Source organism: Methylocystis rosea, assembly GCF_003855495.1.
GTDB classification, from domain to species: Bacteria; Pseudomonadota; Alphaproteobacteria; order Rhizobiales; family Beijerinckiaceae; genus Methylocystis; species Methylocystis rosea_A.
The window spans coordinates 2188269-2207863 of the sequence record NZ_CP034086.1; the positions used below are offsets into that span (position 1 = coordinate 2188269).

The window sequence follows — 19595 nt, forward strand, 5'->3', positions numbered from 1 at the left end:
AAATTGTGACGAAAACGCGGTGGAACGCGCGAATCGCGCGCTACTGTCGGCGCGGGCCGCCGACCGCCGTGACTTTCCGTCGATCGCAGTAAAGAAGCCGTTAAGAAACGGCCCTAAAGAGCCGTCGCGTTCACGATTGTCGCACAGCGGCTCGCTTGCGCCCGCGCCGGCGCCTCTCTACCTATGACGCAGCCCGAGAGAATCGCGGCGCGACGGCTCGGCCCCAAGCGCCGGCTTGCAAGGAGGCGTTGATGCCGAGCTACAAGGCGCCTGTAGACGACACCCTCTTCCTGCTAAATGATGTCTTGAATTTTCAGCGTTTCGGCAATCTGCCAGGCTTCGCGGACGTGACGCCGGACGTCCTGTCGCAAATCCTCCTGGAGGGGGGAAAGATCTGCGAGGAGGCGCTCGCGCCGCTCAACCAGATTGGCGACGAAAAGGGCTGCAAGCGCCACGACGACGCCTCCGTCTCCACCCCGCCGGGCTTCAAGGAGGCGCATGACGCTTTCGCTCAAGGAGGCTGGATCAGCCTCGCCGTGCCCGAGGAATATGGCGGACAGGGCCTGCCCTATACGCTGTCGATGGCGATGAATGAGTTCGCCTCCTCGGCGAATATGTCTTTCGCCATGTATCCGGGTCTGACCCAAGGCGCGCTCGCCGCTCTGCTGCGCCATGGCGACGACGAGCAGAAGAAACTTTATGTGCCGAAGATGGCCGAAGGCCGCTGGTCGGGCACGATGAATCTGACCGAGCCGCAATGCGGCACCGATCTCGGCCTGCTGACGACCAAGGCGACGCCGCGCGGCGACGGCTCCTATTCGATCACCGGGCAAAAAATCTTCATCTCCGCCGGCGAACATGATCTGACGGAAAACATCGTGCATCTCGTGCTCGCGCGCATCGAGGGCGCGCCCGCCGGCGTGAAAGGAATCTCGCTCTTCGTCGTGCCGAAGTTCCTGGTCGACGGCGACGGCGCGCTTGGACCTCGCAACGGCGTCAGCTGCGGCTCCATCGAAGAAAAGATGGGCATCCACGGCAACGCCACCTGCGTCATGAATTACGACGGCGCGCAGGGCTTTCTCGTCGGCGAAGCCAATCGCGGACTGAACGCCATGTTCGTGATGATGAACGAGGCGCGGCTCGGCGTGGCCATGCAAGGCCTCGCCCAGTCCGAGGTCGCCTATCAGAACGCGGCGCAATACGCCAAGGAGCGTCTGCAGGGCCGCGCGCTTTCCGGACCCAAAGACCCCGGAAAGCCGGCCGACCCGATCATCGTGCATCCGGACGTGCGGCGGATGCTGCTCGAGATGAAGGCCTTCAACGAAGCGGCGCGCGGCTTCGCGCTTTCGGCCGCGCTCGACAGCGACATCGCGCACCGATCGGACGACGCCGCCTCGCGCCAGGCGGCCGAGGACCGCCTCGGCCTGCTGACGCCCGTGCTCAAGGGCGTGCTCACCGACATCGGCTTCGAAAACACCGTCAAGGCCCAGCAGGTGCTCGGCGGACATGGCTATATCCGCGAATGGGGCATGGAGCAGTTCGTGCGCGATGCGCGCATCTGCATGATCTACGAAGGAGCCAACGGCATTCAGGCGCTCGACCTCGTCGGCCGCAAGCTGCCGCGCGACGGCGGCCGGGCGATCATGGCCTATTTCAAGGACACGACGGAGCTGTTGGCGCCGCTGGCATCGGACGAAGCGATGAAATCCTTCGCCGCGCCGGTGAAGTCGGCGCTCGACGATCTGCAAAAGGCGACGATGTGGCTGATGCAGAACGCCATGGCGAAGCCCGACAACGCCGGCGCCGCTTCTTACGACTATATGCATCTCTTCGGCCGCGTCGCGCTCGGCGTCATGTGGGTGAAGATCGCGCAGGCGGCGTTGGCGATAAAGGCGCAAGAGCCTGAGCGGGCCGAACTGATGGACGCCAAGCTGCTCACCGCGCGCTTCTACATGGAGCGCATGCTGCCTGAAACGAGCCTGCGCCTGACGCGCATTTCAACCGGCGCCGACACGATGATGTCGCTCCCCGAGGAGATGTTTTAAGGGGCGCCCTCCTTCTCCCGCTCGCGGGAGAAGGTGTCGCGCCGAAGGCGTGACGGATGAGGGCCCTCACCCGACCCGGCTGCGCCGGGCCACCCTCTCCCGCAAGCGGGAGAGGGACGTGCTGGAAAGATTCGAGAAGAGGAACTCTTCATGGCCGACGCTTTTATCTACGACGCAGTCCGCACGCCGCGCGGTCGCGGCAAGCCGGACGGCTCGCTGCATGAGGTCTCTTCGCTCGGCCTCGCCGTCACGGCGCTGCAAGCGGTCAGGGAGCGCAACAAGCTCGAAGGTCCCGAAATCGACGATGTCATCCTCGGCTGCGTCGATCCGGTCGGCGAGGCCGGCGGCGACATCGCCCGCGCCGCGGCGATTTCATCGGGCTACTCCTACAAAGTGCCCGGCGTGCAGATCAACCGCTTCTGCGCGTCCGGATTGGACTCGGTGAATTTCGCCGCCGGCGAAATCATGTCGGGCCAGCATGATCTTGCGATCGGCGGCGGCGTCGAGAGCATGAGCCGCGTCGGCATCGGCGCGTCCGGCGGCGCCTGGCCTGTCGATCCGACGATCGCCATTCCCTCCTACTTCATGCCGCAGGGCGTGTCGGCGGACCTCATCGCCACCAAATACGGCTTCTCGCGCGATGACGTCGACGCCTACGCCGTCGAATCGCAAAAGCGCGCAGCGAAGGCGTGGGAAGAAGGCCGCTTCAAACATTCGATCGTGCCGGTGAAGGACGTCAACGGCATCACCCTGCTGGACCGCGACGAACATATGCGGCCGGGAACCGACATGCAGTCGCTCGCGGCGCTAAAGCCGTCCTTCGCCTTTTACGCGGAGCAGGGCGGCTTCGACGCGGTGGCGATTCAGGCGCATCCCGAAGTCGAGAAATTGAATTACGTCCATCATGCCGGCAATTCGTCGGGCATCGTCGACGGCGCGGCGGCGGTGCTCGTCGGTTCGAAAGAAGCGGGCGAGAAGCTCGGCATGAAACCTCGCGTGAAGATTCGCGCCTACGCCAATATCGGCTCGGACCCGGCGCTGATGCTCACCGGCCCTGTCGATGTGACGAAGAAAGTGCTGCACCGCGCCGGCATGAACGTCGACGATATCGACCTCTTTGAGGTGAACGAGGCCTTCGCCGCCGTCGTGCTGCGCTACCTCGAAGCCTTCGAACTCGACCCCGCCAAGGTCAACGTCAATGGCGGCGCCATCGCCATGGGTCACCCGCTCGGCGCGACGGGCGCCATGCTGATGGGAATCGCAATCGACGAATTGGAGCGCACGGGAAAATCGACCGCGCTCGTGACGCTCTGCATCGGGGCCGGCATGGGCACCGCGACGATCGTGGAGCGGGTGTGAAGGGTCAACGTTTCCTCGCCCTTCGAGACGCGAGCTGCGCTCGCTCCTCAGGGTGAGGCAACGTTATGAACCTCATCCTGAGGAGCCCGCGCAGCGGGCGTCTCGAAGGACGAGGTTCAATACAGCGCAAAATCTTTCGGAGACGAAACAATGAACCTCGTCAATTTCCGCTTCGAGACCGGCGCCGACGGCGTCGCGCTTGCGACCTGGGACATGCCCGAGCGCACGATGAACGTCATCACGCCCGAAGTGATGGACGAGCTGGAGCAGCTCATCGACACAGTGGTCGCCGCGCCCGACGTCAAAGGCTGCGTGATCGCGTCGGGCAAGAGCGCTTTTTCGGGCGGCGCCGATCTTTCCATGCTGCAGCATGGCGCCGCGCAATACGCCAGGGCGCTCAAGGAGCAGGGCGAAGACGCGGCGAACAAGCATTTCTTCGAATTTTCGCGCCGATTGTCGCTCCTCTACCGCAAGCTAGAGACCTGCGGCAAACCTTTCGCCGTCGCCATTCACGGCGTCTGTCTTGGCGGCGCGTTCGAACTCGCGCTCGCCTGCCATTATCGCGTGATGGCCGACGACGAGAAGACCAAAGTCGGGCTGCCTGAAATCAAGGTCGGTCTCTTTCCGGGCGCGGGCGGCACGCAGCGCGTGTCACGCATCATGCAGACGGGCGATGCGCTGCAGTTTCTGTTCAAGGGTGATCAGATCAAGCCGAGAGCCGCGCTCGGCGCGAAGCTCGTGCATGAGATCGCGCCGAAAGCGGAAATCGTCGAGCGCGCCCGCGCCTTTATCGTCAACGGCGGCAAGGCGCAGGCGCCGTGGGACGCGAAGGAGTTCAAGGCTCCGTCCGGCAGGGTGTTCTCGCCGACCGGCATGATGATCTGGCCCGCCGCCAACGCCATCTATCGCCGCGAGACCTACAACAATTATCCCGCCGCCAAGGCCATTCTGCACGCCGTCTATGAAGGGCTGCAATTGCCGATGGACCAGGCGCTGACCGTCGAGTCGCGCTGGTTCGCGCATATCCTGCGCTCGAAGGAAGCGGCGGCGATGATCCGCTCGCTGTTTCTCTCGAAGAACGAATTGGACAAAGGCGCGCATCGGCCCAAGGACGTCGGCCCCACCAATCTCAAGAAGATCGGCATTATCGGCGCGGGCTTCATGGGCGCGGGCGTCGGCTATATCAGCGCGCTGAACGGCCTCGACGTCGTTCTCATCGATCGCGATCAGGAAAGCGCCGATAAGGGTGTGGCCACGATCGACAAGCTCATTTCGAGCTCCGTCAGCAAGGGCCGCGCGACCGCCGCCGACAAGGACGCGCTGATGGCGCGCGTCGTCGCCACCGCCGATTATGCCGCGCTCAAAGGCTGCGATCTCGTGCTCGAAGCCGTATTCGAGGATCGCGCGGTCAAGGCGGACGTCACCAAGCGCGCGCAGGAGGTTGTGGGCGCCGACGTCATCTTCGCCTCGAACACGTCGACGCTGCCGATCACCTCGCTCGCGGAAACCACGCAGAAGCCCGAGAACTTCATCGGCATCCATTTCTTCTCGCCCGTCGAGAAGATGCTGCTCGTCGAAGTGATCATGGGCGAGAAAACGAGCGATCGCGCGCTGGCCACGGCGCTCGACTTCGTCCGCATCATCAAGAAGACGCCGATCGTCGTCAACGACTCGCGCGGCTTCTTCGCCAATCGCTGCGTGCTCAATTATGTTCGCGAAGGGCAGATCATGCTTGTCGACGGCGTGCCGCCGGCGATGATCGAGAATGTCGCCCGCATGGCTGGCATGCCGGTCGGGCCATTGTCGCTCAATGACGAAGTCGCGCTCGATCTGGGATGGAAAATCCTGCAGGCGACGAAGAAGGACCTCGGCGAAGGCTCCGTCGATCCCGCGCAAGAACGCGTGCTGCGCTTCATGGTCGAGGAAAACAGCCGCTTCGGCCGCAAGAACGGCAAGGGCTTTTATGACTATCACGCCAATGGAACGAAAAGCCTCTGGCCCGGTCTCTCGGCCCTGGCGCAGAATGAGATCGACCCCGATACGCTCGACGTCGCCGAAATGAAGCAGCGCTTTCTCGTCACGCAGGCGGTCGAGGCGGCCCGCGCCATGGCGGAGGGCGTCGTCACCGATCCGCGCGAGGCCGACGTCGGCTCCATTCTTGGATTCGGCTTCGCGCCCTTCACCGGCGGCGTCATCTCCTACATCGACGGCATGGGCGCGAAGGCCTTTGTCGCGCTGTGCGACAAGCTCGCCGCGACATACGGCAAGCGTTTCGAGCCGCCGCAACTGCTGCGCGACATGGCGGCGAAAGGCGAAACGTTCTACGGGCGGTTCATGCCGCAGAAAATGGCGGCGTAATCACATTCGGCATCACAGCCCTCGTGCTTCGAGACGGTCGCTTCGCGACTTCCTCAGCATGAGGGCTTCTTCATCGAGCATGCAAAAATGCGGAGCTGAGGCCCCTCATCCTGAGGAGCGCCGCAGGCGCGTCTCGAAGGACGAGGGGCCGCGTCTGAACGCACGCTGCGAGGGCGCTTCACCTTTAGGGGACATGACATCCGCAGGGCCGACGGGTAAAAGACAGGCTGGGCGTGTAGGTTCGAAACGCGCGCCCGCGCCCGGACCTGGTTGATGCCGATTTTTGTGCTTCCCTTTCCAGTGATCGATCCTGTCGCCGTCAACATCGGGCCCGTGCCGCTGCGGTGGTATGCGCTCGCCTATATCGGCGGCTTCATCTTCGGCTGGCTCGGCTTGCGCGCGCTCGCCGCCAACGACGCGCTCTGGAGACGCGGCCAACCGCGACCAAGCCGAGAGTCGCTCGATGATCTTCTCGTCTTCGTCGCCTTCGGCGTCGTCATCGGCGGACGACTCGGGCATGTGCTGATCTATGATCCGGGCTTTTACCTCGCGCACCCATTGGAAATTTTCCAGACATGGAAGGGCGGCATGGCCTTTCATGGCGGCCTCGTCGGGGCGACCATCGGCATGGTCCTTTACGCGCGTCGCAGCGGCGTGCCGCTGCTCACCGTGAGCGACATTTGCGCGGTGGTGGCGCCGATCGGACTTTTCTTCGGCCGCCTCGCCAATTTCATCAAGCCCGAGATGTGGGGGCGCGAAACCGACGTGCCCTGGGCGATGGTCTTTCCCGGCGCGGGCGACGTCCCGCGCCATCCCAGCCAGCTTTATGAGGCGGGGCTCGAAGGCGTGGCGCTGGGCCTGCTGTTGTGGCTCGCCGCGCGCCACGGCGCGCTCAAACACCCGGGTCTCGCCACCGGCCTTTTTGGCGTCGGCTATGGACTGGCGCGCATTTTCTGCGAGTTTTTTCGTGAACCCGATCCGGTGCAGGAAGCGCTGCCCAATGGATTGACCATGGGCATGGTCCTTTCGACGCCGCTTGTTTTGATTGGCGCCGCGGCGATCCTGTTCGCGCTGCGCCCAAGGAGCGCGACGGCATGAGCGCCTTAAAGAGAGAGATCGTCGAGACGATCGCTCATGACGGTCCGATGACGCTCGAGCGCTACATGTCGCTCTGTTTGACGCATCCGCGCTACGGCTATTACATGACGCGCGACCCGTTCGGCGCTGGCGGAGACTTCGTCACCGCGCCGGAGATAAGCCAGATGTTCGGCGAATTGCTCGGCGTCTGGGTCACCGAAGCCTGGCGCGCCGCCGGCGCGCCGACTGAGGCAAGGCTTGTCGAACTCGGACCCGGCCGCGGCACGCTGATGTCGGACGTGCTGCGGGTGACGCCGATCGCGCCCAACTTCTTTTCCGCCGTCAGCGTGCATCTCGTCGAAACCAGTCCGGTTCTGCGCGAGACGCAACGCCAGACGCTGGCCAGGGCCGCAAAGCCGGCGCAATGGCATCTGGATTTTGCGGAAACGCCGCCCGGTCCGGCCTTCATCCTCGCCAATGAGTTTTTTGACGCCCTGCCCGTCAGGCACTTCGTCAAGACCGCCGGCGGCTGGCGCGAACAACTTGTCGGGCTCGACGCTCAAGGCGAACTCGCCTTCGGACTGTCCGATCAGATCGAGCCGACGCTCAATGTTCCGGCGCGCGACGGATCGATCATCGAAGTGAGCGCCGCAAGCCAAAAGCTCATCGGCGACATCGCCGCGCGGCTCGTCGCCGAGGGCGGCGCGCTGCTGCTCATTGACTATGGCTATGAGCAGACGTCGCTTGGCGAAAGTCTGCAGGCGGTGTCGCGCCACGCCTATGTCGATCCGCTCGCTACCCCGGGAGATGCGGATCTGACCGCGCACGTTGACTTCGCGGCTCTGGCGCGCGCCGCGCGCGCGCGCGGCGCCAAGGTGATGGGCCCGGTCACGCAAGCGCAATTTCTGCTGCAGCTTGGCATCGAACGCCGCGCCGAGACCTTGTCGAAAAAGGCGACGCCCGAACAGGCGCAGTCGATCATCGACGCCTTCGAACGTCTCGCTGGCGTCGATGACGCGCGCCATCAGATGGGCGGACTGTTCAAGGTGATGGCGGTGACCCATCCCGACATGCCCGACCTGCCGGGATTTTTCGTGTAGCATCTGATGCGATGACGTTCGAAACGCCTGCGCTGACCGCGCGAAATCTCAGCCTGCCTGGCCTGCGCCACGCCTTTTTCACCCGCGGCGGCGGCGTGTCCGAAGGCGTCTACGCCACGCTCAATGGCGGCGTCGGCTCGCGCGACGCGCCGCCGCATGTCGAGGAGAATCGCGCCCGCATGGCGGCGCGTCTCGGCGTTGAGGCCGAGCGCCTGCTGGTGCCGTTCCAGATCCATTCCGCGGAGGCGCGCGCCGTGCGCGAACCGTGGAGCGCTGACGCGCGGCCGCGATGCGACGGCGTGGTGACGGCGGAAGTCTCGCTCGCGCTCGGCGTCACCGGCGCCGACTGCGGCATGTTGCTTTTCGCCGACGCGAAGGCGGCCGTCATCGGCGCCTGCCACGCCGGCTGGAAGGGCGCGCTCGGCGGCGTCATCGAAGCGACCGTCAGAGAGATGGAGGCGCATGGCGCGCGCCGCGCCGACATCCATGTCGCGCTCGGCCCGGCGATCGGCGCGACGAGTTATGAAGTCGGGCCGGAATTCATCGATCAGTTTCGCGACGCCAACGCGTCCTTTTCGCGCTTTTTTACGCCGACGGCGCGCGAAGGCCATGCCACCTTCGATCTGCCGGGCTTCATCGCCTCACGCGTCGAGACGCTGGATGTGGCCTCCTTCGAAGACCTCGGCGTCGACACTTACGCCGATGAAGCGCGCTGCTTCAGCTACCGCCGCAGCGTGCATCGCCGCGAGCCGGACTATGGGCGGCTCGTCTCGGCGATCGCGCTGATCTAACACATGTGCGGATTGATCGGTTCGCGTGAAAGGCGAAGGCCTGACCGGAATCCAGACTACTTTGTCGCGTAGCTGAAGATCATTGAGTGCGGCAGGCCGCGCGGCGGCGCCGGGAACGGCGCGGCGCGGCGCACGGCCGCAAGAGCGGCGGCGTCGAGATCGGGCGCGCCGCTCGGCTGGTGCACCGCCTGATGGGTGAGATTGCCCATCTCGTCGATGTAGAAGACAACCGCGCCCCTGCCTATCGCGCCGCTCCCGCGCACGCGCGGAGGAATACGCATGTGCGGCATGATGAGGCCGTAGAGGATCGTCAGATAGGTCGTCTTCGCATGGCCGCCGCCAACCGGCGAGAACTTGCGCGGCGCGGCGAGCTTGTAGTCGGGGATCGGCGCGAGCGCCGCGAGCTGATCGGCGATGGAGTTCGCCTCGCCTTTCTTCACCGACCCCTTTTCGTTCGGGTCGGGCTTTTCCTGCGGCTTCTTTTCGGGCGCGGCCTGCTCGATGATCTCGGCGTCGCTCTTGTCCTCGAGGGGCGTTTCCTTGGTCTCCTCCGGAGCCTTCGCCTTTCCGTCTTCGTCCTCGGCGTCCTTCATGCCCTGAGGCTTGTCGTCCTTGGGCGCGTCCTTCTCCTCCGCGTTCTTCGGCGTTTTGACGTCCTTCTCCTCCGGCGCGTTAACGTCGGACTTGGTCTTGCTCTCGGCCTCGGGGGCGTCGAAAGCCGGCTTTTCCTCTTCCACGGGCGGCGGAGGGGGCGGCGGCTTCTGCTGCTGCTTTTGCTGCTCCGGCGGCTTCTCCGGCTCGGGCGCGGGAGGCTCTTCCTGCTTCGGCGCGGGCGGTTCGGTGATCACCTCGACGGGAGTTTCCTCGACGATCCGCGGCGCTTCGCGGGCCGAGCGCCAGTCCTCCAAGAGCAGGAACGCGAGGACGCACAGATGCGCCAACAGGCACAGCAGGAGAAACATGAGGAAGCGCGGGCGCACCAAGAGCGCGCGGCGCCGCCGAAGGGCGTCCACGGCCAAGGTCGCGCTAAAGGCGCGTTGTCCGCTGCTGTCGTTCATTGGGATGGAAAGCCGCTCTCCAGCGCCGCCGCTGCTTGCATAGTCGAACTGTGTCGGTGATCGGGGGGCGTCACTTTAAAATTATAGCCGCCTTTGGGCAAAAACGCGCCCCCGCAAAAACATGACGCGTTTTGCCGCAGTTATCAATGCGCTGAGACCGCATATATAAGCAGTATCTAATTTAAGTGGCGCTCGAACGCCGCTGGGGGGATGCATGAAACGCTTTAGGCCCTTGTCGCGCCGGGGATTTCTCATCGGCGCGGGCGCAGCGGCGACGATCGGCGCTCCGGCCTTGGGCCAGGGTCATGCGATGCGCCGGATTGCGCCGAACCGTGCGTCCGACGCTTTCACGCCGGATATTGAACTCGAATTAATCTGCAAGCGTGACGAAACCTCCATCTTGACGGGCAAGGCCACGCGGGTGTGGCGCTACGTCGGCAATCTGATCAAAGGTCCGCCGAATGCGCTGACGGCCCTGCCTGACGCTTACCTCGGCCCCCTGCTGCGGTTCACCAAGGGACAAAAGGTTCGCATCCGGCTTCGCAACGAATTGCCGGAGGAAACCATCACGCATTGGCACGGTCTGCATGTGCCGATGCTCATGGACGGCCATCCGACGGCGGCGATCGATCCGGGCGAAACGTACGTCTACGAATTCGAGGTCCGCAATCGCGCCGGGATGTATTTCTATCATCCGCACACGCACGAGAAGACAGCGACGCAGGTCTATCGCGGCCTGGCGGGCGCCATCATCGTTGAGGACGAGGAAGAGCGCGCGCTCGGACTGCCGTCCGGCGAATTCGAAATTCCGCTCGTCATCCAGGATCGCTCGTTCGGCGACGACAATCAGCTCGCCTACGGCGGCGACATGCATACGAGCATGTTCGGTTTTTATGGCGACCGCGTGCTCGTCAATGGACGAAGCGACTTCACGTTCGACGTTGCGAGCCGCGCCTATCGTCTGCGGATCCTCAACGGCTCGAATGCGCGCATCTACAAATTGTGCTGGGACGACCGGACGCCGCTGACCGTGATCGGCGTTGACGGCGGTCTATTGGAGAAGGCGGAGACGCGGCCCTATGTGATGCTCGCGCCCGCCGAGCGCGTCGATCTCATCGTCGATTTCAGCGGACGTCCGCAAGGCGCGAAGCTGACGATGCTGAGCGGAGAATTCTACGGTCTGATTCCGCCGATGGCGCAGCGCATGATGGGAAGCGATCTCGCGTTGGGCGAGGAATTCCCTTTGTTTACGGCGAGGGTGACGAAAACCTCAACCGACTCATGGAAGCTTCCGGAAAAGCTCTCGACGATACGGCGTTTCCGCAAGGACGAGATCGCCAATTTGGACGATCCCATTCCGATCGCCATCACCATGGCGCATATGGCGATGTTCCTGAACGGACGACCTTACGGTCACGACGACATCCAGCCGCGCGAGCGCATCCCCGTCGACACGACGCAGCTCATCGAAATTTTCCATGAGCACGGCGGCATGGGCGGCATGGACATGGGCGGGATGGGCATGGGCGGGATGGGCATGGGCGGGATGGGCATGGGCGGGATGCAAGGTCGCGGCATGATGGGCGGCGGCATGATGCGGGGCAGAATGGGCGGCATGGGCATGGGCGGCATGGGCATGATGGGAATGATGTCGATGGCGCATCCCATCCATCTGCACGGCCAGCCTTTCGAAATTATCGAGCGCCGCTTTGAAGGCGACGAGGACGCCTACGCCTCGGTCCGCGACGGCTTCATCGACAGCGGCCTAAAGGACACTGTGCTCGTCACCCCGGGCGAGCGCCTGCGAATCATCAAGCCGTTCGGCGATTTCAAAGGCCGCTTCATGTATCACTGCCACAACCTCGAACATGAGGACGCAGGCATGATGCGCGAGTTCTCGGTGGAGTAGAGCGGCTGAAGACGCGCGGCCGCGAAGCGCATTCGCAAATCCAGAGCCGTGTATCAAACTCAATCTGAAAAGCCGTCTATTCAAACGCACTCCCGGTCGGGCCTTCGGCCCGCCGGGAGCGATGTTACGCCGACTAATGCTGCATTCCGCCCATGCCGCCGCCCGAATGCGACATGCCACCCATCATGCCGCCGCCCATGCCGCCCATCATGCCGCCGCCCATCATGTCGCCCATGGACATGCCGACCTTCATGATGCCGCTCAGCGTCTCATTTGCGGTCTTCTTCTGCTCATCGCTCAAACCGGTGAAGAGCGACTCGATCGCAGCCTTTTGCGCGCGCACGACCTCGAGATGGTCGACCATATGGTTCTCCATCATCGTGAGCTTGTTCAACACTTCCGGCTTGGAATGATCCATGCGCATGTCGGCGGCGTCGCATTTTTGCTTCGCCTTTTGCGCCGCGGCGCGCCATGCCTCGTCGAAGGCGCTCCAGGCGCCGGTTTGCGTCGCCGTGAGTTTCAACTCGGCCTTGAGATAGGCGAGCCGCCCATCGACATGTTCGGCGAAGCCGCAGACCATTTTGTTCATCATCCCGCCGCCGGCATGCGACATGCCGCTCATGCCGTCGCCGGCCTTGCCGCCGTCCTTGCCGCCGCCGTGGCTCATGCCCGACATGCCGCCCATCATCCCGCCGCCCATGCCGCCCATGCCGCCGCTCTGGCCGCCGCCCTGGCCCATGCCCGACATGCCGCCGTGATGGCCCGCATGACCTTCGTCGGCCTTGCCCGCTTCGCTCTTCTGCTCGTCGACCTTGCCGGATTCAGCGCCGCCTGATTGCGCCTTGCCGGGGTCCGCCCATTGCGCCGGGGCGGCGGCGCCGCCGTGGTCCATTTTGCCATGCTCCATGGCGCCATGGTCCATCTTGCCATGGTCCATGCCGCCCTGATCGGCGCCGCCCTGCTGCGCCTGCGCCACCGAGAGTCCAGCTGCGAGGAGCAAAGCAGCGGCGCTCGCCGCAAGCAATTTTCCGCGCGATGTTTGTTTTCGCGTCGTCATGGCGCCCTCCCTTGCGATGTTTGTCGCGATCGCTCCTGTCGTCGCTGGCGCGACGAATCACTGTTGGAGTTTCGCGCATGTTGAGCGCCTAACCGAGCATCAGGCGCCGTTGAACGTCTGCAACTTTGTCACAGATCAAGCCGTGTGGCGATGGGCGAATCGTCACGCGGTCGCATGAATTTCGAAAGCGATTTTTTTGAACAAATCCCGCGACGCAAAAAACCGCACTGCGTTGCGGCGCAAAAGCTTATGCCGCCTTCTTCTTCTCGGCGATCTCGACGAGCGCGCGCAGAATTCGGCGCGTGCCGGCGAGCCGCTGTTTCGTGTTTTCGAACTCGCGGATGAACACGACGCGCATGTCGGGACGCACCTTGGCGCTTGACCGCTGCTCCGCGACATAACGCACGAGCCCCGCCGGGTTTGCGAATTTGTCTTCGCGGAACGCGACGATGACGCCCTTGGGGCCGGCGTCGATCTTCTCGACATGCGCGCGTCGGCAGAGCGCCTTGATCGCGACGATCTCGAGCAATTGTTCCACCTCCGGCGGGATCGGGCCGAAACGGTCGATCATCTCGGCGGCGAACGCTTCGATGTCTTGGTCCGTTTCGAGCGTCGACAGACGGCGATAGAGCTGCAGGCGCAGCGTGAGGTCGGCGACATAATCTTCCGGTATCGTCACCGGCGCGCCGATCGCGATCGTCGGCGACCAGGCTTCCTCCTGCGGCTCCTCGATTCCAGCTTTCAACAGCGTGATCGCGTCGGCGAGCATCTGCTGATAAAGCTCGTAGCCCACCTCCCTGATATGTCCCGACTGCTCGTCGCCAAGCAGATTGCCGGCGCCGCGAATGTCGAGATCGTGACTGGCGAGTTGGAAGCCCGCGCCAAGCGTATCGAGCGACTGCAGCACGTCCAGACGCTTTTGCGCCTGAGGCGTGATCGTGCGGGTTGCGGGCGTCGTGAACAGCGCGTAGGCGCGCAATTTGGCGCGGCCGACGCGGCCACGCAGCTGATAGAGCTGCGCGAGGCCGAACATATCGGCGCGCCAGACGATCAGCGTATTGGCGCGTGGGATGTCCAGGCCCGACTCGACGATCGTCGTTGACAGCAGAATGTCGAATTTGCCTTCGCAGAAGGCCGACATCTTGTCCTCGAGTTCGCTCGCGCTCATCTGCCCATGCGCCAGGACGAATTTCGACTCAGGCACGTTTTCGCGCAGAAACGCCGCGGCCTCCTCGAGGTCCTCGATGCGCGGACAGACGAAGAAAGCCTGGCCGCCGCGATAGCGCTCGCGCAGCAGCGCTTCGCGTACAATAAGCGAATCGAAGGGCGAGACGAAGCTGCGCACCGCCAGCCGGTCGACCGGCGGCGTGGCGATGATCGAAAGCTCACGCACGCCCGTCATCGCGAGCTGCAGCGTGCGCGGTATCGGCGTCGCCGAGAGCGTCAGAACATGCACCTCGGCGCGCAATTCTTTCAGCCGCTCCTTATGGCCGACGCCGAAATGCTGCTCCTCGTCGATGATGACGAGTCCAAGATCCTTAAAGCTCACCGTCTTGCCAAGTACGGCATGCGTGCCGATTAAAATCTCGATGCGGCCTTCGGCGAGGTCCTTCTTCGTCTCGCGCGTTTCCGCGGCGCCGACCATGCGCGACAATCGTCCGATTCGCACCGGCAGGCCCGCAAAGCGCTCGCTGAAGGTCTTGTAGTGCTGGCGCGCAAGCAAGGTGGTCGGCGCGACGACGGCCACCTGCTTGCCATTGATGGCGGCGCAGAAGGCGGCGCGCAGCGCGACCTCGGTTTTGCCAAAACCAACGTCGCCGCAAACGAGTCGATCCATCGGCCGGCCGGCGGCGAGATCATCGAGCGTCGCATCGATGGCGGCGAGCTGATCCTCGGTTTCATCATAAGGAAAGCGCGCGCAGAATTCGTCGTAGAGTCCTTCCGGCGGGGCGAGCTTCGGCGCCTCGCGCAATTGCCGCTGCGCCGCGATCTCGATGAGCCCTTTCGCCATTTCGCGGATGCGATTCTTCATCCGCGACTTGCGCGACTGCCAGCCGGCGCCGCCAAGCCGATCGAGCTGCGCTTCGGCGTCCTCGCCGCCATAGCGCGTCAAGAGTTCGATGTTTTCGACCGGCAGATAGAGCTTGTCGCCGCCAGCGTAGTGCAGTTCGAGGCAATCATGCGGCGCGCCGGCGGCGGAGATCGTTTCGAGGCCGATGAACCGGCCGATGCCGTGATCGACATGCACGACGAGATCGCCGGCGGCGAGCGCGGCGACCTCGCCGAGGAGATTTTCGTTGGGCTTGCGTTTGCGGCGGCGACGAACGAAGCGATCGCCAAGAATGTCCTGCTCGCCCAGAACCGCGTAGGCATCCGTTTCGAAGCCGTGTTCGATCCCGAGAACGGCGATGGAGACGGCCTTCGACAACGCCTGCGGAAGCGACGCGACGCGCGGCAAGTCGGGCAAGCCGTGTTCCGCGAGCACATGGCCGAGCCGCTCGCAGGAGCCCTCGGACCAGCCGGTGACGACGACCGTTCTGCCCGCGTCGCGCAGCGCCTCGACATGGTCCGCGGCCGCTTGGAAGACATTGACGTCGGGCGTGTTGCGCTCGGGCGCAAAGTCGCGGCCGGGCCGCGCGCCGCAATCAATGACTTTCTCGCCTTCATGCGCCGCGAAAGGCGTGAATTGCGCCGCCGCGCGCCCCTCGATGGCGGCGCGCCATTCGTCAAGCGACAGATAGAGCGCGCGCGGTTCGAGCGGCTTATAGTTTGAGGCGGCGGGATCGAGATCATGCGCATGTTTGCGCGCGTCGTAATAATCCTCGATCTGCTTGACGCGCTCCGCCGCCGCATCCTCGACAAGCGGATCGAGCACGACAGGGGCCTCGCCCAGATAGTCGAAGAGCGTATCCATCCGCTCATAGAAGAGCGGCAGCCAATGCTCCATGCCGTGGAAGCGCCGGCCTTCGCTGACAGCCTCATAAAGGGCGTCGCCGCGCGTCTGCCCGCCAAAGCGCGCAGCGTAGGACTGCCGGAAACGGCGCATCGTCTCGCTCGTCAGCCGCAATTCGCTCATCGGCGTCAGGTCGAGCGAACGGAGCTGCCCCGTGGCGCGTTGCGTATCGGGATCGAACGAGCGGATCGATTCAAGCGTTTCGCCAAAGAAATCGAGACGGATCGGGGCCGGCAGCCCCGGCGGATAAAGATCGACAATGCCGCCGCGCTGCGCATATTCGCCGGTCTCGCGCACGGTGCTGGCGCGCAGATAGCCGTTCGACTCGAGCCAAAGCGCCAGCTCGTCGAGCTTCACGACATTGCCGGGCGCGGCGGCGAAGCTTTCCGCGGCGATCATCTTTTGCGGCGGAACGCGCTGCAACAGGCAGTCGACGGTGGTCGTGACGACGCGCGGACGTTCGGATGAGGATTTTGCGCGCGTCAGACGCGAAAGCGCCGTCATCCGCCGCGCCACGACGCCCGCGTGCGGCGACACGCGATCGTAGGGCTGGCAGTCCCATCCCGGGATGTCGAGGATTTCGACGTCGGGATTGGCGAAACGCAGGGCGGTGCGAAAGGCCGCCGACCGCGCGCCGTCGCGTGCGACATGCACGAAGACCGCCGCATGTCCTTCCGCCTCGCGCGCGAGCGCGCGCGCAAGATCGGCGCTGACGAAAGCGTCGAACCCGTCCGGCGCATGGGCGAAAATCAGCCTTTCGCCTTTGACGAGGCCGGCGCGGGCCGCTTGAAGTCCCGCCGCCGCTTTCTTGAGCTTTGTCGCGGCGGCGCTCAATGGATCGGCCCATCATGTGTGTGGAAGGCGATGATCTGCCGTAGAAGCGACGTGTCATGCTCGGCTGGCGGCTGTTCAGCCCCCGAGAGCCACCGGTACACCGCGGCGTCGGGCAGGTCGAGCAGAGTCTCGAGTTCGTCAAGCGCCTGCGCGGGAAGCGTCTCGACGCGGGCGTCGACGAAGCGTCCCATGAGGATGTCCATCTCGCGCAAGCCTCGCCGCCAGGCGCGCACCCGGATGCGCCGCCTGCGCATGTCGTCGTCCAACATCTGTCTCCCTATATGGCGCGAGGCTTAATGCAGGCGCAAAGGAAAGGCAAAGGAAGGTCAGGGAAAGACGCCAGCAGCGGGGCGCTCGGCGCGGCTTGCCCGGCCCCGCGGCGCTTCGTCTGAGGTCCGCGACAGCGAAGTTCCTTGACCTCTAGATGCGGCTGCGCTATCTGGCGCCTCTCGCGTGCGCGCGCTCGCGGGGGAGTAGCTCAGTTGGTTAGAGCGCCGGCCTGTCACGCCGGAGGTCGCGGGTTCAAGTCCCGTCTCTCTCGCCAAAACTTCCATAGCATAGAGAAACCTCGCGCATCGCCGATCCGGCGCTTTTTGCGCTCGTTCAAAAATCAGCGCGCTTTGTTCTGATCGCTCGCTCACGCAGCGCACGCCGTCACTGGCCGCTCAATTTTTTGCACGTTTCCACACCGCGCCCGGCGAGCTTTAACCGCGAGCAGCTAGCTTCTGGATAGCGCGATAGAATCCCTGTGATTTTTTCTTGCTCCAGCGCTGTAAGAGCAATCCGAAAGCCTCGGCCTCCGCAGGACAAAGTCTCCCCGTCTCAAACCTCGCGCCCGGAACAACAGTACTGGTGTCGCGTTAGGCGTGCTCGGGGGGCTCCTCACACGAGGACCTGGAGATTTTGGAATGAAAAACTCACGCAAGCTACTTACGACAGCGCTCGCCGCAACCATGCTCGCTGGAGCGTTGTCGGTCGCCACTCCGGCCTCCGCGTGGAGCCGTTGGGGTGGAGGCGGCGGATGGGGCCGCCAGGCTTGGGGCGGCGGCGGATGGGGCCGTGGCGGCTTCGGGTGGAACCGTGGCTATTACGGTCGCGGGGGATATGGTCTCGGATTGGGCTTGGGCGCCGCGGGCTTGGCCACCGGCCTGGCGCTCGGGGCGGCGACGAGTTACCCGTACGGCGGCTCCGGCTATTGGGGATCTTCCTATCCCGGCTATTATGGCGCGGCTACCCCCGGCTACTATGGCGCGGCCGCTCCTGCCTACGGCTACGGCGGCGGCTGCACGTGCTGGTAGCGGCTTCCGGTCCTACTTGGTTAAGTTGACGTCTGGATCTTAAAGACAGTGCAGCCGCGCGACGCGCGGTTGCATTCCAGAGCCAGCCGAGGCTGGGAAGTCTCTGCGTCTAAAATAGTCCGCTGTGGCTTGGCGGCCGGTGAGCGCTATTTCCCGTCTTGAGCTTCGATACGGGCGCTTAAGAGGGAAAAGGACATGCAACGCAAGTGGGCCTGGCGGCTGTCCCATTTCTTCCAGCAATTATGGGTGCGGGTCACGCTTTATGCGATCGTCGCCTGCGCCACGGCCTTCGCCGCCTTTCTGTTGCGCACCTATGTGCCGGAGTGGATCGACCGGGAGCTCGGGGCCGACGCACTCGAAAGCGTGCTGACCATACTGGCCTCCTCCATGCTGGCGGTGTCGACCTTCTCGCTGGGCATTATGGCGACCGCCATCGCCAGCGCCGCATCGAGCGCGACGCCACGCACAACGCAGCTTCTGCTTGAAGAGAAGACCTCTCAAAAGGTCATAGCAACCTTTCTCGGCGCATTCGTCTTCAGCCTTGTCGGAATCGTCACGCTCAATATGGGAATCTACGGCGGCGCCGGACGGCTCCTGCTGTTCTTCGTCACGCTTGTCGTGATCGCGCTGATGTTCTGGAATTTCATTCGCTGGGTTGATCTATTGCGTGAATTCGGCCGCATTTCGGACCTTCTGCCGCGGGTGGAGAAGGCCACCGCCGAAGCGCTGAAGGAACGGCTCGAATCGCCATATCTCGGATGCAAGCCGCTGGCCGCGCCGCCGCCCGAGAACGCGACGCCGATTCATGCCGTGCGGCCGGGCTATGTCGTGCACATGGACCTCGAGGCCGCGCAGGAAGCGGCGGAAGAAGCAGGCGCGACCTTGTGGATTCAGGTGAACCCTGGCTCCTTTGCGCATCGCACCAAGCCCCTGTGTTGCGTGGCCTGTCCTGATATCGAACAAGAGCGGCTCAAGGAGCTGACGGAAACTCTGCGAGGCGTCTTCTCCATCGGCGACAATCGAACCTTCGAGCAGGATCCGCGCTTCGGGCTCATCGTGCTTGGCGAAATCGCATCGCGCGCCCTCTCGCCGGCGATCAACGACCCCGGCACCGCGATCGACGTGCTGACGCGTGGCGCGCGTCTTCTCGCTCTGTGGGAAACCCGCAGCGAGGCGGAAGTGAATTTCGCGAACATTTATTTGCCGCCGCTCGACGTCGGCGACATGTTCGAGGATTTCTTTCGCCCTATCGCGCGCGACGGCGCCGCCATAGTCGAAGTGCAGATCTGGCTGCAGAAAATTCTGCTTGGTCTGACGCGCGATGACGCGACGACCTTCGGCAAGGCCGCGCTCCGCCAGTCCGCGGACGCCCTGGCGCGCGCCGAGGCGAAACTGACCCTCGAATCTGAAAAGCAGCAGATTCGCGCGCGCGCTGCAAAGATCGACGAGGCCGCCCGCCTCGTCGAGGCGCCTACGATCTGATCGGCTCAGCGAACGTCAATCTCGGTTTCGACGATGTGATTGAGCGGCGTGCCTTCCGCCGTCAACGCCATGCGCAGCTTCAAGCGGCCGTGATCGTCCTTGTGCTCGCGCACGATCCGCTCAATCTCGCGCTGCGAGGTGACGCCCACCTCCTTGAGGAACTTGCGCACCGCCATATTGAAAGCGTCTTCATCCATCGTGCTTCTCCCGACTTCGCGCCATTTAGATAACGCTTTTTTGTAGCGCTGCTATCGCCCCCTCCCCAACCCTCCCC

14 protein-coding genes and 1 tRNA gene are annotated in these 19595 nt (G+C 64.1%); 10 read left to right on the forward strand and 5 right to left on the reverse strand.

The features are described 5' to 3' along the window. The first annotated feature begins 251 nt into the window (after positions 1-251). The 6 genes from EHO51_RS10630 (at position 252) to EHO51_RS10655 (ending at position 8730) form a co-directional block, all read left to right on the forward strand. A complete protein-coding gene (locus EHO51_RS10630; protein WP_124738876.1) occupies positions 252-2045 on the forward strand; it encodes an acyl-CoA dehydrogenase C-terminal domain-containing protein in 1794 nt (597 codons plus the stop codon). A 150-nt stretch (positions 2046-2195) separates the two neighbouring features. Continuing rightward, complete coding sequence (locus EHO51_RS10635; protein WP_124738877.1) at positions 2196-3404, forward strand: acetyl-CoA C-acetyltransferase; 1209 nt, start codon at positions 2196-2198, stop codon at positions 3402-3404. A 150-nt stretch (positions 3405-3554) separates the two neighbouring features. Then, positions 3555-5762, forward strand: coding sequence for a 3-hydroxyacyl-CoA dehydrogenase NAD-binding domain-containing protein (locus tag EHO51_RS10640; protein ID WP_124738878.1), 2208 nt, complete (start codon positions 3555-3557; stop codon positions 5760-5762). 273 nt (positions 5763-6035) lie between these two features. Then, positions 6036-6860, forward strand: a complete 825-nt coding sequence (lgt, locus tag EHO51_RS10645; protein ID WP_124738879.1) for a prolipoprotein diacylglyceryl transferase — start codon at positions 6036-6038, stop codon at positions 6858-6860. After that, the gene (locus EHO51_RS10650) at positions 6857-7939 is read left to right on the forward strand and encodes a class I SAM-dependent methyltransferase (RefSeq protein WP_124738880.1); all 1083 of its coding nucleotides are present in this window, start codon (positions 6857-6859) and stop codon (positions 7937-7939) included. The genes lgt and EHO51_RS10650 overlap by 4 nt, the downstream gene beginning before the upstream one ends. 11 nt (positions 7940-7950) lie before the next feature. After that, positions 7951-8730, forward strand: a complete 780-nt coding sequence (locus tag EHO51_RS10655; RefSeq protein WP_124738881.1) for a polyphenol oxidase family protein — start codon at positions 7951-7953, stop codon at positions 8728-8730. Positions 8731-8786: 56 nt separating this feature from the next. Here EHO51_RS10655 and EHO51_RS10660 read toward each other — a convergent pair whose 3' ends face one another. After that, positions 8787-9788 (reverse strand): TonB family protein, encoded by a 1002-nt coding sequence (locus EHO51_RS10660; protein WP_124738882.1) that lies wholly within the window; start codon positions 9786-9788, stop codon positions 8787-8789. A 214-nt stretch (positions 9789-10002) separates the two neighbouring features. Here EHO51_RS10660 and EHO51_RS10665 point away from each other — a divergent pair, with 214 nt between their 5' ends. Further along, a complete protein-coding gene (locus EHO51_RS10665; RefSeq protein WP_124738883.1) occupies positions 10003-11697 on the forward strand; it encodes a multicopper oxidase family protein in 1695 nt (564 codons plus the stop codon). 133 nt (positions 11698-11830) lie between these two features. Here EHO51_RS10665 and EHO51_RS10670 read toward each other — a convergent pair whose 3' ends face one another. The 3 genes from EHO51_RS10670 to EHO51_RS10680 form a co-directional block, all read right to left on the reverse strand. Further along, entirely contained in the window at positions 11831-12754 is a 924-nt protein-coding gene (locus EHO51_RS10670) for a Spy/CpxP family protein refolding chaperone (RefSeq protein ID WP_124738884.1), read from the reverse strand. A gap of 247 nt (positions 12755-13001) precedes the next feature. Beyond that, positions 13002-16541 (reverse strand): transcription-repair coupling factor, encoded by a 3540-nt coding sequence (gene mfd / locus EHO51_RS10675; RefSeq protein WP_124738885.1) that lies wholly within the window; start codon positions 16539-16541, stop codon positions 13002-13004. Next, positions 16538-16810, reverse strand: a complete 273-nt coding sequence (locus EHO51_RS10680) for a succinate dehydrogenase assembly factor 2 (RefSeq protein ID WP_124738886.1) — start codon at positions 16808-16810, stop codon at positions 16538-16540. The genes mfd and EHO51_RS10680 overlap by 4 nt, the downstream gene beginning before the upstream one ends. A 198-nt stretch (positions 16811-17008) precedes the next feature. Between EHO51_RS10680 and EHO51_RS10685 the strand changes: the two genes are divergently transcribed. The 3 genes from EHO51_RS10685 to EHO51_RS10695 all read left to right on the forward strand — a co-directional run bounded on the left by EHO51_RS10685 (position 17009) and on the right by EHO51_RS10695 (position 19321). Continuing rightward, positions 17009-17085, forward strand: a tRNA-Asp gene (locus EHO51_RS10685). A gap of 364 nt (positions 17086-17449) precedes the next feature. Beyond that, positions 17450-17839, forward strand: a complete 390-nt coding sequence (locus tag EHO51_RS20855; RefSeq protein ID WP_245434553.1) for a hypothetical protein — start codon at positions 17450-17452, stop codon at positions 17837-17839. Positions 17840-18034: 195 nt separating this feature from the next. Next, positions 18035-19321 carry a DUF2254 domain-containing protein gene (locus EHO51_RS10695; protein ID WP_124738887.1) on the forward strand — a complete coding sequence of 429 codons (1287 nt, stop codon included), beginning with the start codon at positions 18035-18037 and terminating at the stop codon, positions 19319-19321. A 5-nt stretch (positions 19322-19326) separates the two neighbouring features. On the opposite strand, the gene EHO51_RS10700 is transcribed toward EHO51_RS10695, so the two are convergent. Then, positions 19327-19518, reverse strand: coding sequence for a DUF6494 family protein (locus tag EHO51_RS10700; RefSeq protein WP_124738888.1), 192 nt, complete (start codon positions 19516-19518; stop codon positions 19327-19329). Positions 19519-19595: the final 77 nt, after the last annotated feature.